Source organism: Bacteroidota bacterium (assembly GCA_018831055.1).
Taxonomy (GTDB): domain Bacteria; phylum Bacteroidota; class Bacteroidia; order Bacteroidales; family B18-G4; genus M55B132.
In genome coordinates this window covers 1-15,760 of record JAHJRE010000125.1, presented here as the reverse complement: position 1 = coordinate 15,760, position 15,760 = coordinate 1, and the positions used below count along the sequence as shown (strand labels likewise).

13 protein-coding genes are annotated in these 15,760 nt (G+C 42.1%); 8 read left to right on the top strand and 5 right to left on the bottom strand.

Going from position 1 to position 15,760, the window contains the following annotated elements; all coding sequences use genetic code 11:
* Positions 1 to 55: 55 nt before the first annotated feature.
* Positions 56 to 223 carry a 4Fe-4S binding protein gene (locus KKA81_07840; GenBank protein MBU2650831.1) on the bottom strand — a complete coding sequence of 56 codons (168 nt, stop codon included), beginning with the start codon at positions 221 to 223 and terminating at the stop codon, positions 56 to 58.
* 275 nt (positions 224 to 498) lie between these two features.
* Between KKA81_07840 and KKA81_07835 the strand changes: the two genes are divergently transcribed.
* Entirely contained in the window at positions 499 to 2,346 is a 1,848-nt protein-coding gene (locus KKA81_07835) for a 2-oxoacid:acceptor oxidoreductase subunit alpha (GenBank protein ID MBU2650830.1), read from the top strand.
* Positions 2,347 to 2,361: 15 nt separating this feature from the next.
* Positions 2,362 to 3,369, top strand: coding sequence for a 2-oxoacid:ferredoxin oxidoreductase subunit beta (locus KKA81_07830; GenBank protein MBU2650829.1), 1,008 nt, complete (start codon positions 2,362 to 2,364; stop codon positions 3,367 to 3,369).
* A 39-nt stretch (positions 3,370 to 3,408) separates the two neighbouring features.
* Here the strand turns inward: KKA81_07830 and KKA81_07825 are convergent, their stop codons facing one another.
* Complete coding sequence (locus tag KKA81_07825) at positions 3,409 to 4,206, bottom strand: ABC transporter substrate-binding protein (protein MBU2650828.1); 798 nt, start codon at positions 4,204 to 4,206, stop codon at positions 3,409 to 3,411.
* Between the two features lie 42 nt (positions 4,207 to 4,248).
* On the opposite strand from KKA81_07825, the gene tilS reads away from it, so the two are divergent.
* The 3 genes from tilS to KKA81_07810 all read left to right on the top strand — a co-directional run bounded on the left by tilS (position 4,249) and on the right by KKA81_07810 (position 9,751).
* A complete protein-coding gene (gene tilS / locus KKA81_07820) occupies positions 4,249 to 5,607 on the top strand; it encodes a tRNA lysidine(34) synthetase TilS (GenBank protein ID MBU2650827.1) in 1,359 nt (452 codons plus the stop codon).
* Between the two features lie 88 nt (positions 5,608 to 5,695).
* Positions 5,696 to 7,798 (top strand): thioredoxin family protein, encoded by a 2,103-nt coding sequence (locus KKA81_07815; GenBank protein MBU2650826.1) that lies wholly within the window; start codon positions 5,696 to 5,698, stop codon positions 7,796 to 7,798.
* 222 nt (positions 7,799 to 8,020) lie between these two features.
* Positions 8,021 to 9,751 (top strand): T9SS type A sorting domain-containing protein, encoded by a 1,731-nt coding sequence (locus tag KKA81_07810; GenBank protein ID MBU2650825.1) that lies wholly within the window; start codon positions 8,021 to 8,023, stop codon positions 9,749 to 9,751.
* A 77-nt stretch (positions 9,752 to 9,828) separates the two neighbouring features.
* On the opposite strand, the gene KKA81_07805 is transcribed toward KKA81_07810, so the two are convergent.
* Positions 9,829 to 11,211, bottom strand: coding sequence for a dipeptidase (locus KKA81_07805; protein ID MBU2650824.1), 1,383 nt, complete (start codon positions 11,209 to 11,211; stop codon positions 9,829 to 9,831).
* A 129-nt stretch (positions 11,212 to 11,340) separates the two neighbouring features.
* Between KKA81_07805 and gap the strand changes: the two genes are divergently transcribed.
* Positions 11,341 to 12,354, top strand: a complete 1,014-nt coding sequence (gene gap, locus KKA81_07800; protein ID MBU2650823.1) for a type I glyceraldehyde-3-phosphate dehydrogenase — start codon at positions 11,341 to 11,343, stop codon at positions 12,352 to 12,354.
* Here the strand turns inward: gap and KKA81_07795 are convergent.
* Positions 12,351 to 13,133: a UDP-2,3-diacylglucosamine diphosphatase gene (locus KKA81_07795; GenBank protein MBU2650822.1), complete on the bottom strand. Its 783-nt coding sequence runs from the start codon at positions 13,131 to 13,133 to the stop codon at positions 12,351 to 12,353. The two genes, gap and KKA81_07795, sit on opposite strands and share 4 nt — an antisense overlap.
* A 44-nt stretch (positions 13,134 to 13,177) precedes the next feature.
* Positions 13,178 to 14,350, bottom strand: a complete 1,173-nt coding sequence (locus KKA81_07790) for an AhpC/TSA family protein (protein MBU2650821.1) — start codon at positions 14,348 to 14,350, stop codon at positions 13,178 to 13,180.
* Between the two features lie 248 nt (positions 14,351 to 14,598).
* Here KKA81_07790 and KKA81_07785 point away from each other — a divergent pair, with 248 nt between their 5' ends.
* Together KKA81_07785 and KKA81_07780 are read left to right on the top strand one after the other, a co-directional pair.
* Positions 14,599 to 15,096, top strand: a complete 498-nt coding sequence (locus tag KKA81_07785) for a hypothetical protein (GenBank protein ID MBU2650820.1) — start codon at positions 14,599 to 14,601, stop codon at positions 15,094 to 15,096.
* Positions 15,097 to 15,106: 10 nt separating this feature from the next.
* Entirely contained in the window at positions 15,107 to 15,562 is a 456-nt protein-coding gene (locus KKA81_07780; GenBank protein ID MBU2650819.1) for a MarR family transcriptional regulator, read from the top strand.
* The last annotated feature ends 198 nt before the right edge of the window (positions 15,563 to 15,760 follow it).

Sequence of the window (15,760 nt, the reverse complement as noted above, 5' to 3'; positions counted from 1 at the left end):
GCCATGAAAGGCGGACTTACAAATCTTTATAATGATACTGCTTAAATCAATTGAATTAAGCCGGAATGATGGCATCAACCGGGCACACATCGGCACATGAACCGCAGTCAGTGCAAATGTCTGGATCAATTTTGTAAATATCCCCTTCAGAGATAGCTTCTACCGGACATTCATCGATACAGGTGCCGCAAGCTGTGCAATCTTCTGTGATTTTGTAAGCCATGACAATTAATTTTAAGGTTAATTTTAATGTTAATGTTAATGAATGATCGTTATTAAACCAGTTGTTGCAAATATATAAGGTATCTTTCAGGTAGTATCAAAAAAGCAACAGAAAAAAGTAATTTAGAGGTATTCCAAATTAATTATCCTCAGGTTGCTGATTATTATTCGATCCATAAGATTGTTTACCGGATAGGTTATTTTTTTGTTAATTTATGTCCTGCTTTCAGAAATAAAACTTATAACTTTGCCCCATGTTTTATTAAACCTTATCCGATGACAAAAAAGACTCCGACTGTCATTGAAGTCGACGAAGTTGTGGTGAAATTCGCCGGTGACTCCGGCGATGGGATGCAACTCAGCGGATCACAGTTTTCAGACACATCCGCATTTACTGGTAATGATCTTTCTACTTTTCCTGATTTTCCTTCAGAAATCAGGGCTCCGCAGGGAACGCTGGCAGGGGTTTCAGGATTCCAGATCCATATTGGACACAAGGAGGTTCAAACTCCAGGTGACCAGGCGGATGTGCTGGTTGCCCTAAATCCTGCCGCTTTGAAAGCTAATATGAAATGGGTTAAACCCGGTGCTACCATTATTATCGATATCGATTACTTCGATAACAAGAATTACAAAAAGGCAGGTTATATTGAAGATCCACTGAACGACGGATCATTGGTGGGATACAATGTGGTGAAAGCACCCATTACTTCCTTATCCAAAGCTACGGTCAGGGATCTTGAAATCGATGCCAAATCAGCTGAAAGAACCAGGAATGAATTTGCTCTGGGTATACTTTATTGGCTGTTTAATAAAGATATTAAATATGGTGAGGAGTATATCGACTCCAGGTTTAAATCAAAACCCCTGTTGGCTGAAGCCAATAAAAAGGTGTTGAGGGCCGGATACAACTATGCCGAGACCGTGGAAGCTCTTCGTACTACATACCAGATCCATCCGATCAAGAACCGTACAGGACGTTTCCGGAACATTACCGGTAATATTGCCACTGCATGGGGTTTGATCGCTGCTGCAGAAAGAGCAGGAAAGGAGTTATTTCTTGGATCTTATCCTATCACACCGGCTTCGGAAATATTGCAGGAACTTGCTAAAAGAAAGCACCTGGGCGTGAAGACTTTCCAGGCTGAAGACGAAATTGCCGGCATAAATTCTGCCATTGGAGCTGCTTTTGCAGGAGATTTTGCCGCTACATCAACATCCGGTCCCGGGCTTGCTTTGAAAAGCGAAGGTATCGGCTTGGCAGTCATGACGGAATTGCCTCTTGTTATCATTGATGTGCAGCGTGCAGGCCCTGCTACCGGAATGCCAACCAAACCTGAACAGGCAGACCTGCTTCAGGCACTTTATGGGAGGCACGGAGAAAGCCCGGTTGTGGTAATGGCTGCCAGTACTCCGGCTAATTGCTTCGATTTCGCTTTCCAGGCCGGTAAAATCGCAATAGAACATATGGTTCCTGTAATCCTGCTTACCGACGGATATCTGGCAAATGGTTCAGAGCTTTGGAAAATTCCTGAGAGCAGCAGCCTTCCCAAAATAAGCCCGCCAATTGTCCAGGATAACGATACAAATTACGAACCTTATAAAAGAAATCCGGATACATTGGCACGCTACTGGGCTGTGCCCGGTCAGGAAGGCTTACGCCACCGGGTTGGCGGGTTGGAAAAAGAAAACATTTCAGGACTGGTTTCTCATGGCCCTGTTAACCATGAACGAATGGTTATGATCAGAGAAGAGAAAGTACAAAGATTGGCAAATTATATACCGGACCTGACAGTATCGGGTGAAGAAAGCGGTGACCTGCTCGTGGTAGGATGGGGCGGAACATACGGAGCTTTGGTAAGTGCCGTGAATGACCTTCAGAATGAAGGTAAGAAAATCAGCCTTGCACAGTTTAATTATATCAAACCCCTGCCAAAAAATACAGAAGAGGTCTTTAAACGTTTTAATAAGATTGTGGTCTGTGAGCTAAATACAGGGCAGTTTTCTTTTTATCTGAGATCTTTATTCCAGGAAATTGACTTCATGCAATATAATAAATTTCAGGGTCTTCCTTTTATGATCGCTGAATTGAAGGAAAAATTCAATCAAATTTTGGAGGGTTAAGTCATGGAGGGTCAAATGAATAATATCGTAACTAAAGATGACTATAAGGTTGATCAACCGGTAAAATGGTGTGCCGGTTGCGGATCCTTTGCAATATTATCGGCCGTTCAGTCAGCTCTTGCAGAAAGCGGCGTGAAAAAAGAAGATGTTGTTTTCGTTAGCGGAATCGGATGTTCGTCAAGGTTCCCCTATTACATCAACACATATGGCTTCCATGGACTTCACGGCAGAGGTGCCGCGATCGCATCCGGAATTAAAGTTGCCAATCCTAAACTCGATGTTTGGCATATCACCGGTGACGGCGACAGCATGGCTATCGGCGGTAACCATTTCATTCACCTGGTCAGGCGTAATATCGATATGAATGTGTTATTATTCAATAACAAAATCTACGGATTGACTAAAGGCCAGTATTCTCCAACTACACCCAGGGGGAGCGTCACCAAAACCTCTCCTGATGGAACTATTGAAAATCCTTTCAAACCGGGTGAATTGACTATGGGTGCACAGGGTACGTTCTTCGCCAGGGTCGTTGATACTGAACCGAAAAGGATGAAGGATGTTTTTCTGGCAGCCACCAGACACAGAGGTACCTCCGTCGTTGAAATATTGCAGAACTGCGTTATCTTTAACAACCGCATCCATTCGGAAATTACCGGCAAGGATGTGAAAGATGACCACCAAATCTTCCTGGAACACGGAAAACCAATGATCTTTGGTAAGGATAACGATAAAGGGATTATCCTGGAAAAATCACGCCTGAAAGTTGTGAAACTGGGCGAAGATGGTATAACAGAAAAGGATATTCTTGTTCATGATGCCCATGATGCGGACGATACAACGCATTATATGCTGGTTCGGATGACCTTGCCAAATTATCCGATTGCTACAGGAGTGATACGCAGTGTTACCGATGTAACCTATGAACAGGCTCTTGAACATCAGCTGGAGACTTCCATGAGTCAAACCAAACTGAAAAATCTGGATGACCTGCTAAGACAAAACAGTTGGATCGTTAAGTAATTACACAGTTTATAGCTATCCGAACGACCGGTGATGATATCAATGCTGATAACCACCGGTCGTTATTTTTTTTCTCAGAGTCCGGATATATGGTATTGCCCTGATGATACGCGTTCCATACCATCCGAACATTTCACCGTCGACCAGAATCGTCCGGGTGCCCCCGAATAATCCTGATGCCTCTTCAATATGCTCAGAACCAAATGGAAATGGTTCGGATGACAGAAAAATAAAGTCGGGCCGCTCAATCTTGTTGGGATCAATTTCCGGATAACGACGGCTGTGTTCCGGCAAAATATTTATAAATCCCTGTGAATGCATTAAATCACAAATGTAGTTCCCATGACCCGCAGCCATCCATGGATCTTTCCAAACCAGATATAAAACTGAGTAATTTTCACGTTGAGGTTCCTTTTTACGTAACAACCTGTCTAGTTTTTGAACGTAATTCATGGCAGGTTTTATCCTTCCGGTTATCAAACCCAACCTTAATATCATATACCTGGCTGATTCTATACTTTTTACATCAAAAGTGATAACCGGTACTTTATTACGTAAGAAACATACATCCTGTTGCCTGTTTTCCTCTCTGGATGTGATTACAAGATCCGGCGCCAGATCAAGGATCCCTGTAATGTCCGGGTTCCTGGGACCGCCAATTTTCGCTATTTTTTTTGTCTTCTCAAAAGGATGTATGCAATAGCTTGTCAAACCTGCAACCTGTTTTCCTGCACCCAGCTCGAACAGTGTTTCCGTTATCGATGGGCAAAGGGAAATAATCCTGCCAGGTTGATCAGGAATCATGGTCTGGTTTCCAATGTCATCCTTAAAAATCATATCCGGATGAGTTTTTAATCGAGGAATTCATAATTTTGTTTTATGCTGCAGCAATTTAAAGAATTTATCCGGAGCAGGGATTTGTTTGATGAAAAATCAATGATCCTGCTTACCGTAAGTGGAGGCATTGATTCAGTGGTTATGGCGGAATTGTTCCGGGAAGCGGAATTGAATTTTTCTATTGCGCACTGCAACTTTCAACTCAGGGGAGAAGATTCGGAAGAAGATGAACGATTCGTTACTGCGCTGGCTAAATCATACAATACAGGATTCTTTACTGCCCGGTTTGATACCCGTGAGTATGCAGATTCCAGAGGTATTTCCATTCAAATGGCCGCTAGAGAATTGAGATATTCCTGGTTTGAGGAGATTCGCCGGGAAGGTAATTTTAACTTTATTGCAACCGGTCACCAGATGGATGACCTGGTGGAGACTTTCTTTATCAACCTGCTCAGAGGTACGGGTATTACAGGTTTAACGGGTATTCCTGTTAAAACGGGAACCATTGTCAGACCATTGCTCTTTGCTACCAGGGAACAAATCCAGGAATATGCTTCTTTAAAAGGATTGTCTTTCCGGGAAGATCGATCAAACAATGAGATAAAATATCTCAGAAATTTCATCCGGCACCGGATTATTCCGCTTTTTCAGAAACAACAGCCTGATTTTAACCGAACAATCTTCGAAACTACTCAGAGGTTAAAGCTTGCCCAACATGCATACTCCAATTATATTGAGGATTTGCGAAAACAATTCCTTCAACAGGATGGTGAACGGGTTATCCTGAAATTAGATTTTCTCAAGAACCTGGATGAACAAGAATCTGTTCTTTTTGAATTGATCCGTCCGTTTGGCTTTAGTTATGCTGTTACAATGGATATTTGCCGGGCATTGGGAGGTACGCCGGGAAAGACCTTCCTGTCGTCATCACATCGTATAAGCCTTGATCGCAATGTTTTACTGATAGATGAGCTGATTGAAGAACGATCAGAGAAATTTTTTATACCAAGGTGCCAAAAGAAAATCTCACAACCGTTTCAACTTACCTTTAAAGTTGAAAAAATTGATGAATTTAGAATTATTGATAACCCCGATCTGGCTTTCCTGGATTATGAAAAAATTGAATTTCCGTTAATACTGAAGAATTGGGAAAAGGGAGATTTTTTTTATCCATTGGGTTCCTCAGGTCATAAAAAGATCAGCGATTTTCTTATTGACAAGAAGATTCCTCTGCCGGATAAAAATAAAATATGGTTGCTTTGTTCTGCAGGCAATATTGTTTGGATTATAGGCCACAGGATTGATCATCGTTTCCGGGTAACGAAAGATACTCGCAAAGTATTGGTAGTATCATACTTCAGGGAATCTCCTCAGATTTTGTGTCAGGAAGATGCCATATGATACTACAAATCACTGAAAGAATATTCATACTTTTGCAATGCAATAATCCAGTTTCTTAAATATGTATATTATAGTTAATCTTACAAGAATGAAAAAACTATTCTTATCCATCCTGGCGATTATATTGATGTCAACGGTTTTCGGTCAGATCCTTGAACCTGTAAAATGGTCGTTCGACCAGAAAATGATAAATGATAAAGAAGCTGAATTGGTTTTTACGGCCAGGATCGATAAGGGATGGCATCTGTATTCTCAGGATATTCCGATGAGCCCACCGGCGACAACATTCACTTTCAATGAAGGAACAGGGTTTGAGTTTATCGGAAAGGTTACCGAGCCTGAAGCTGTGGCAGAGTACGATCCGAACTTTGAAATGGAGCTAAAGTATTTTTCCGATGAGGCTGTTTTCAGGCAGAAAGTTCGTTTACTGACCAATGAACCTTTAACTATCAGTGGATTCCTGGAGTATATGTGCTGCGATGATACTAAATGCCTGCCTCCGACAGATGTTGATTTTTCCTTTAGTTTTAATGGTGGAGCTGCAATAGAAACTCCGGCTGCAACAAAGGAGACTGAAGCCAGTGAAACTGAAACTCAACCTTTATTTGAAACGGAATCATTGCAGGGTGGTGTAAGCGGCGAAACTGTCTCTGTGTCAGAAGAATCCCAGATCAGCGACCCTGAAAAGAAAAAGGTTATTTCGAAAAGTATGTGGGATGTGATCATTGAAGCTATTATTTGGGGTTTTGTTGCCCTCTTGACTCCCTGTGTTTTTCCGATGGTTCCGATGACGGTATCTTTCTTTATGAAAAGTGGAGAAGACAAGAGAAAAGGGAAAATTCAAGCCCTGGCTTACGGTATATCTATCGTCTTGCTTTATACCCTGCCTATTGCTGTCATTATTCTGATAACCTATTTTGCCGGTGGAAAAAGTGTGACTGCCGATATTTTTAACTGGCTAAGTACACATTGGTTGCCTAACATCCTGTTTTTCCTGATTTTTATGATTTTTGCCGCTTCTTTCCTGGGTATGTTTGAAATAGTGCTTCCAAGCTGGATGGTCAGCAAAGCCGATTCCAAGGCAGACAGGGGAGGGCTTATCGGAGCATTTTTTATGGCGCTGACATTGGTGCTGGTATCATTTTCCTGCACAGGCCCACTTGTTGGCACAGTACTGGTGAAATCAGCTCAGGGAGAAATTTTTGAACCTATTTTTGCTATGCTGGCCTTTTCTATTGCCTTTGCTTTGCCTTTTACGCTCTTTGCCTTTTTCCCTTCATGGATGCACAGGCTTCCGAAATCCGGCGGATGGCTGAACTCTGTCAAAGTGATACTTGGTTTTATCGAAATTGCTCTTGGTCTGAAGTTTCTCAGCGTTGCTGATCAGACCTATCACTGGGGAATTCTCGATCGCGAGGTGTACCTGGCCGTTTGGATCGTGGTCTTTACCATGATGGGATTCTATCTCCTGGGGAAAATGAAATTTGCACATGACAGTGATCTTCCTTATATCCGTGTTCCACGACTGATGCTTGCCATCATTACTTTTTCATTCGTTCTCTATCTTTTACCCGGTTTATGGGGAGCTCCCCTCAAAGCACTTTCAGGTTACCTGCCTCCCATGCATTCTCACGATTTCGACCTGAATGAGATAATACGTGACAACGTCGCTCTATCCGCATCTGGAAACTCACACGAATCCAAAATCGCTGTGTGTGATAAACCTAAATATAATGATTTTCTGCACCTTCCCCATGGGTTAAAAGGGTATTTCGACTACGAGCAAGGTCTTGAATGTGCCAGGAAACTGGATAAACCTCTATTTATTGACTTTACAGGCCATGGATGCGTGAATTGCCGGGAAATGGAAGCTAATGTCTGGTCTGATCCCCGCGTCCTGAAAATCCTGAAAGAAGACTATGTTGTCATTGCTCTTTACGTGGATGACAAAACCGTACTCCCGGAGGAGCAATGGGTAGTGTCAGCTTACGACGGGAAAACCAAAAAAAGCATTGGTAAGATCAATGCTGACCTTCAGATATCCTGGTTTAACACAAATGCCCAGCCATATTACGTCCTGCAGGATCATGATGGTGAACTGCTTGTGCCATACAGAGCTTATGACCTTAACGTGGAGGGATTTGTGGACTTCCTGGAAAGCGGCCTCAAGGCTTTTGATAAACAAAAGTAATCTTCAGTTAAAAATATAGTACCAGGAATGATAGCAGGATTCAGGTTGCAGGTTTCAGGCTGCAACCTGTAACCTGAATCCTGCACCTTGCACCCTGCAACCATTTGTTACCTTACCAAATAGTTATAAAAAGTTTTTTTTCACCTGGGCAATTTTTTTACAAATTATTCCTATTTTTACATATTTAAATAGCTGAATATATAACTAAGATTGCTTTATATCATGAATAGGATATTTACTATTGTGTTTTTAACGGTTTTCAGTACTTTTCTTTTTTCTCAGTCTTTTGTCGACGCCGGAGCCAACCTTACATCTGTGGGGGAGGGCAGTTCGGTTTGGGGTGATTATGATAACGATGGAGATCTCGATCTGGCGATGACCGGTGTTACCGCTTCCGGTACTTTTATCACCCAAATCTGCCGCAATGATTCAGGATCATTTGTTATCATCGAACCCGGTATTCCTGGATTGTATGCCTCTTCCCTTGCCTGGGGAGATTACGACATCGACGGGGATCTGGACCTAATGCTTACGGGGGCCAGTGATACCGGTCCCTATGCAGAACTGTACGCAAATAATAATGGAATTTTTGAAGAGGTGAATGCAGGCTTACCCGGAATTGACCATGGTCAGGTGCATTGGGTTGATTTTGATAACGATGCGGACCTGGATCTCTTCATGACAGGCTCATGGATGTCGATATTGTTTGAAAACGATAATGGTTTATTTACAGAATTTGCCGAATTCGACGTGCTTCAAAACAGCCGTTGCGACTGGGGGGATTACGACAACGATGGGTTTCAGGATCTTTTACTTACCGGGGATAATGGTGGTGGATTCATTAGCAAGATATACCGGAATATACAAGGCGTTTTCGTGGAAATTCCCACAGTTTTTGAAGGCTTGTTCAGCGGTACTGCCGAATTCATTGATTTTGATGTTGATGGTGATCTTGATATATCGCTTTCCGGGTTCGACCTATACCTCGAACCCCGTTTGATGTTCTTTACAAACGAAGGTAATGGAGAGTTTATAGAGTTTCCTACCTATATTCTCGGGGTTGCATTGAGCGCAGTGGAATGGGCTGATTATGATAGCGATGGAGATCCTGATATATTTATTTCAGGAAAAACGGCCGGTTGCGGAGGGATAACTACAAACATCTGGAGAAATACCGGAACAGGTTTTGAAGAAGATTTTACAACTTCTTTTCCCGGGTTCACCAAAGTGTCTGCAAAATGGGCGGACTTTGAAAACGACGGGGATATGGATATTCTATTGACAGGATTGTCAGCAACTTCTACCCCTGTTACTATATTGTACCGTAATAATTTCGGTACCAATGCATTTATGTCGAATAATCTGCCGCTTGCTCCACAAACTTTGAATTCATTGGTAGACGGGGACAAAGTCTTGCTATCCTGGTCGAGAGGTTCCGATACCGAAACCTCCGCGATGGGTCTAAGTTATAATCTTCGTTTGGGTAGTGACATTCTGGGAACAGATATTATTTCACCTTTATCGATCGTAAGTACGGGCTATCGCATGGTTCCTGCTATTGGCAATGCCGGACAAGATACGAATATGCTGATATCAGGACTTGATCCCGGCACATATTTCTGGAGTGTTCAGAGTATTGACCATGCCTTTGGCGGTTCAGCTTTTTTTGAGGAAGAGAGTTTTGAGGTTATAGCTACAGGGTTTGAGCAGGTAGAAGAGTATCCGGCTTTCAGAATATTCCCCAATCCGGCTGTATTATTCCTGAATATTGAAAGAAAAGGGTTTTCGGGTGATGAAACAATAAGGATATTTTCTTCCTCTGGATTATTGGTAGGGGAATATCCGGCAAGGGCTGAGAATACTACAACTATTAATATCAGTCATTTAACCTCAGGTTTATACTCTTTCGTGCTCACCGGTTCGGGATTTTCGGGTACTTTTTTTAAAAAATAGTTTGGGGAATTGCACAGTCTCCGAATATGCAAAAAGGCGCGCTTTTTATTTTAAGCGCGCCTTTGTTTTTGGGAGGTTTATGCAAGTGATTTCATCAACTCGGTAAAATACCGGTAGAAATGCGGTATTGTTTTTATACCGTTATAGAATTGTTCCAGGGGATAGTTTTCATTCGGAGAATGGATGGCATCAGACTCCAGGCCAAATCCCATCAGTATACTTTTGATTCCAAGTTTTTCTTCAAAGGTGCTGATAATAGGAATGCTGCCTCCGCTGCGGACGGGCACGGGAGTTATTCCGTATACTGCTTCATAAGCTTTTTCCGCGGCTTTGTAAGCAGTCATGTCGGTAGGAGATACGTAAGCCTGGCCTCCGTGTAAAGCTTTCACATTAACTTTTACGCAGGGAGGAGCGATCTTACGGAAATGTTCTTCGAATAATTTGCTGATTTTGTGGTTATCCTGATTGGGTACCAGTCTCATGGAGATTTTTGCATAAGCTCTGGACGGAATAACCGTTTTTGCGCCTTCTCCTGTATATCCTCCCCAAATCCCGTTCACGTCAAGGGAAGGCCTGATACCTGTCCGTTCCATGGTGCTGTATCCTTTTTCACCCCAAACCTCATTTATGTCAATCGATTTTTTATAATTCTCCAGGTTGAAAGGAGCCCTGGCCATGTTTGCCCTTTCTTCCTGATTAACTATCATCACATCGTCGTAAAACCCGGGAATGGTTATACGGTTATCGTCATCAGTCAGGGAGGCTATCATTTTTGCCAGGATGTTTATGGGATTGGCTACTGCACCACCATATAAACCGGAGTGCAGGTCGCGGTTCGGACCGGTTACTTCAACCTCCATATAGCTTAATCCCCGAAGCCCTGTTGTAATGGATGGGATGTCAGGGGCTATCATAGAAGTATCAGAAACAAGAATGATATCTGCTTTCAGCATGTCTTTGTAATCGTCGCAGAATTTACCCAGATTAACCGAACCGATTTCTTCTTCCCCTTCGATCATAAATTTTACATTGCATGGAAGCGTGCCTGTTTTAATCATTAACTCGAATGCTTTTGCATGCATAAAAGCCTGTCCCTTATCATCATCAGCCCCACGTGCATATATTTTTCCGTCTCTTATTTCCGGTTCAAATGGCTGACTTTTCCACAATTCCACAGGGTCGACCGGCATCACATCATAATGGCCGTAGACCAGAACCGTCGGGGCTGAAGGATCAATCATTTTTTCACCATATACAACCGGATTTCCTGCTGTGCTGAATATTTCGGCTTTATCGGCACCGGCACTGATAATCGCATTTTTCCAGTATTCTGCCGCCTTGTACATATCATCTTTTCGGGCCGATTCAGAGCTTATTGACGGGATACGGATCAGGCCAAAAAGCTCATCCAAAAAACGTTGCTTGTTCTCTTCTACATACCTGTTAACTTGTTCTTCCATGATTAAATATTTGTTTTTAATGAATAATTCTATCCCATTGCCCAAAAATAAGCATTCTTTGATAAATGCTTTAATAGCGACAAATTAATATTTTTGCAACCTCAACATATAAATGAAAAATTTCCTGTTATGGAAAAGATCAGAATTGCTATTAATGGATTTGGCCGCATAGGCAGGATTACCCTCCGCTACCTGCTTCAAAGGGAAAATATGGAGGTTGTGGCTATTAATGATCTCGCGGAAACAAAGATACTGGCGCATCTGCTTAAATATGACTCTGTGCACGGACATTTCCCCGGTGAGGTATCGTTTGATGACAAGCATATTATTATTAATGGAAGGAAAATTCTGGTTTTTGAACAGGATGACCCGGGAAATCTTCCCTGGAAGGATCTGCAAATTGATGTTGTGATAGAATCGACCGGGCAGTTTGTTAAGAAGGAGGATGCCATCCGTCATGTGACGGAAGCAGGAGCCAGGAAAGTAATCATTTCTGCACCGGCAAAAGGGGAAAGCGAGGGCGTTAAATATATTGTCCTTGGAGTTAATGATCATTTGATCGATAAAAGTGATGTGATTATCTCCAATTCATCATGCACGACGAACAACGTGGCTCCGCTGATCATGATACTTGACCGTTTCTGGGGGATAGAAAAGGGCTTTATTACAACTGTGCATTCCTATACAAGGGATCAGAACCTTCTGGACGCCCCGCATACCGATCTCAGAAGAGCCAGGGCCGCGGCCTATTCCATTGTTCCTACCACAACAGGGGCTGCAAAAGCTTCAACAAGAATTTTTCCTCATTTGAAGAACAATCTCGGCGGTGCAGGTATCCGCGTTCCTGTTCCTGACGGATCACTCACTGATCTTACCTGCACTCTTAAAACCTGCACAAGTGTGGAGGAAATAAACAGTGCTTTTAAAGAGGCTTCGGAGACATACCTGAAAGGAATACTGCAATATACAGAAGATCCCATCGTGTCCGTTGATGTGATCGGTAATACCCATTCGGCTGTTTTTGATGCTGGATTAACAGCCGTTCTGGGTGAAAAACATAAGCTGATTAAGGTCGTTGCCTGGTACGATAATGAGGTGGGATACGCCAACCGTTTGGTTGACCTTATTGAGAAATTCGTTTAAGGATTGGTGTATTTTGTAAGCTTCATTTCCTTGCCGTCGAATACTGCATAGGTAAAATTTGTTATCCAGTCGCCTAAAATGATGAGGTGTGATTGTGAACCAATTGGTATATCAAGAGGCAGATGGCGGTGCCCAAATATGTAATAGTCGGCTTTGCATCCTTCTTTTATCTTATCAAGGGTATATTGGTAAAGCATCTCATCTTTATATCCGTTCGTATTGTTCTCTTTCTTTCCCTCTCTTGCAATGTTCGCCAGTCTGCTCTTTCCTGAAAAAAATAAACCCATTCTGGCACCTAGGTCAGGATGAAGCCAGCGGAACAACCATTGGCATAGACGGCAGGCAAAGATTTTTTTCAACATTTTATACCCCTTGTCACCAGGTCCCAGTCCGTCACCGTGTGCGAGATAAAAAAGCTTGCCGTTGTATTCTTTGATCTGAGGGGCACGATGAAGTGTTATCCCCGTTTCAAGATTAAGATAATTAAAGGCCCATACATCATGATTGCCGCGAAATAAATGTACAGGAATACCCTGGTCGGTTATTTCTGCCAGCTTGCCCAACAATCGGGTGAACCCGCGCGGAACTACAGTTTTATATTCAAACCAGAAATCAAAAACATCTCCCATAAGGTAGATTGCGGCTGCATCTTTTCGAATTTCTTCAAGCCACCTGACAAGCATTTTTTCCCGTTTGAGACTGCTTTCATGATCAGGGATGCCCAGATGAAAATCCGAAGCAAAATATATCTTTTTGTCTTCCGGTATGTTTGTGTTCAATTTTTCGATATTGATTGAATTACAATAATAATAAAATCCTCCGCTTATTGCTGCGTTTTCAGATTTGAAATTTCAATTTTTAAGGCTTCAGGATCATTTCCTTTGCTGATAATGGTTCCATCGGCGCTGACCAAAATATAAAAAGGAAGCCTGGAAGGAATGTTTAAAAGGGTTGTTACCGGTGATCCTGGACCGGAAAGGTCGCTTACATGAGTGAAGTTTAAACTGTCAATACGGATGGCAGCTCTCCAAAGGTCGGGATTCTGATCGAAGGATAAGGCGAGTACATTAATTTTTTCAGGATAGGCCGTGTGTATAATGGATGGCAGCTTCCGGTTCATCTGCCTGCTCCTTGCATCCCAGGATGCCCAGCAATAAATCAATAACGTTTCACCACGGAAATCCCTCACAGCTACCTTCTTTCCATCGAGACCAGGCAGGGAAAAATCGGGAATGATCATCCCCGGTGCTGTATACTTTTCCGCAAGTTCCCTCTGGGTAAAATAATCACGAAGTTCCCCAACCTTCCTTTGATGATTCAGATAATGACTGTTTTCAGGATATTTGGATGCAAGTCCTATGTCTACCATTTCAAACAGGTGCAGGTCGTATTCTTCATCCAGGACTTTGTTCGTACCAAAGGTGTTATTAAGTGCTATCAGCGATGCCATGGAGGAAGGATGGTCTTGAATGAAGTTTCGGGTATATTCCTGTTGGTCGATATATATTTTTGTGTATGCCTGTTCCAGTAATCCTCTGATAATATGAAATTCAGGCGTTTCTTTGCTGCTTTCAAAAATCAGTCCCAATGAATCAGCTTTTCGCTTATTTTTCAAGGTGTGCATCAGGTATTCCCTCAGCAGGTCAGATTCTTCTGAGCCATGAACACTATAACTGCCTTCTATATCGTTTGCGTTTGCCTTAATATCTATCTTGTCTCCATCACCGGCAATAAGTGTAAGAATCGATCCATCTTCAAAAACAAGATTATAGAAACCGGTCTCCTCCGTATTTAGTCTGAAGCTAAAAAGTCCCTTCCGGTCGGTTTTAAGGGAATCCAGCCTTAAGGCATGAAATGGTTTCATTTCCGTAAGTAATACTTTGGATTCCTGCATCCCATTAATCTTGCCGCTTATTGCCGTCCTGCCCGTATCAGACTCCTGGCTGCATCCTCCTATGATAAGTACCAGGCAAATGATAAATATTCTGTAATCCATTTTTGTTATGCTTTTACTTTTATCTGGTCGGGGTTTATCCCGGTATCTTTGCTAAAAATCTCGACAACAAAAATACTATGAAAGAAAATTGTTTCAAAAGAACGTATTATGATAAAAAAATGTTGTAATTTCATTGCATAGGATGATCTGATTGTTAAATCTTTCATTATGATTGATTATCAGCATTCTTCTGAATATTGATGTAACCGGATTTGTGATAAGAGCCCGTTTAATTAAGTTTGTCTTATATGCGCATTAAACTCATCTGCTTAACGGTTGCAGTGGTATTTCTGTGCATGGGATTGTTTGCACAGAAATCCTTTCTTGTCAAGAAACCAGGAAGTACAACTTATTTTGCCTATAGTGCAGGAGACGACATCAGCCTGAAAATGGCCGGCAGTAATACAAAGATCTATACTTCAATCCTCAGTGTGACCGATTCAAGTATGGTAGTTTTAGGGAAACATGAATTGCTTTTCGAAAAGATTGAGAATATTTACCGGGAGAGAAACATGTGGAGGATATTCAGTGTGTTTACACGCTATGCCGGTTTAGGTTATCTGGGACTGGATGTTGTGAACCGGACGATTAACAAGGATTATCCAATCGTCCAGGAAAGTACGGTATGGATAAGTGCAGGGCTGATTGCTTCAAGCTTTGCGGTCATTCCTTTAAAAAACAAAGTGATCCACATTGGGAAACCATGGATCATTGTGGTGGTTGACCTGCCGGACATAATAAGATAATAACCGAAGCATGGATTATACAGAGATTCTTCTTTCCATCCGTAAAATTGTCAGGTCTCTCAATATTGAATCCAAAAGGGTTCAGAAAGAATACGGTATTAGTATACCTCAATTGCTGTGTTTGATATATTTGTCGGGTCAGGAGCGTTATATGTCAACCCAGAAGGGTATTGCCGGTTTTTTGAAGCTTAATTCAAGTACGGTTACAGGAATTGTGGGCAGGCTGGAAAAAAAAGGCTACATCGCCAGACTCCCCAAAATGGCGGATAAAAGGACTAACTATGTAGCTCTGACCTCGGCCGGGGCCGCTGTGGTAGGAAATTCTCCCGGCCTTTTGCACGAACGGCTGGCAATGAGATTAAAAGAATTGCCTCCTGGAAAAGTTGAACAAATTAATGAAGCCCTTCAAACTTTGATAAACTGCCTTGAAATATCGGATATTCAATATGCTGATAATCAGGAATGAATAATATCAAGTTGCAGGTTGCATGTTACAGGTTGCAACCTGCAACTTGCAACTTGAACCCTTAAGATATTTATTTTTTCCCGCAGTATTTGTACCTGTTCCCCAAAGTCTTGACGTTGAGATGAAATTATGTTATGGTGAACATAATTGATGGTTTTTTTGTTGTATAATTATCATATAATGCTTTATTTATAATCT

Bases quoted from the DNA above. Each gene is read 5' to 3' on its own strand.
- KKA81_07840 (MBU2650831.1), bottom strand. From the start codon at position 223: ATGGCTTACAAAATCACAGAAGATTGCACAGCTTGCGGCACCTGTATC.
- KKA81_07835 (MBU2650830.1), top strand. From the start codon at position 499: ATGACAAAAAAGACTCCGACTGTCATTGAAGTCGACGAAGTTGTGGTG.
- KKA81_07830 (MBU2650829.1), top strand. From the start codon at position 2,362: ATGAATAATATCGTAACTAAAGATGACTATAAGGTTGATCAACCGGTA.
- KKA81_07825 (MBU2650828.1), bottom strand. From the start codon at position 4,206: ATGATTTTTAAGGATGACATTGGAAACCAGACCATGATTCCTGATCAA.
- tilS (MBU2650827.1), top strand. From the start codon at position 4,249: ATGCTGCAGCAATTTAAAGAATTTATCCGGAGCAGGGATTTGTTTGAT.
- KKA81_07815 (MBU2650826.1), top strand. From the start codon at position 5,696: ATGAAAAAACTATTCTTATCCATCCTGGCGATTATATTGATGTCAACG.
- KKA81_07810 (MBU2650825.1), top strand. From the start codon at position 8,021: ATGAATAGGATATTTACTATTGTGTTTTTAACGGTTTTCAGTACTTTT.
- KKA81_07805 (MBU2650824.1), bottom strand. From the start codon at position 11,211: ATGGAAGAACAAGTTAACAGGTATGTAGAAGAGAACAAGCAACGTTTT.
- gap (MBU2650823.1), top strand. From the start codon at position 11,341: ATGGAAAAGATCAGAATTGCTATTAATGGATTTGGCCGCATAGGCAGG.
- KKA81_07790 (MBU2650821.1), bottom strand. From the start codon at position 14,350: ATGGATTACAGAATATTTATCATTTGCCTGGTACTTATCATAGGAGGA.
- KKA81_07785 (MBU2650820.1), top strand. From the start codon at position 14,599: ATGCGCATTAAACTCATCTGCTTAACGGTTGCAGTGGTATTTCTGTGC.
- KKA81_07780 (MBU2650819.1), top strand. From the start codon at position 15,107: ATGGATTATACAGAGATTCTTCTTTCCATCCGTAAAATTGTCAGGTCT.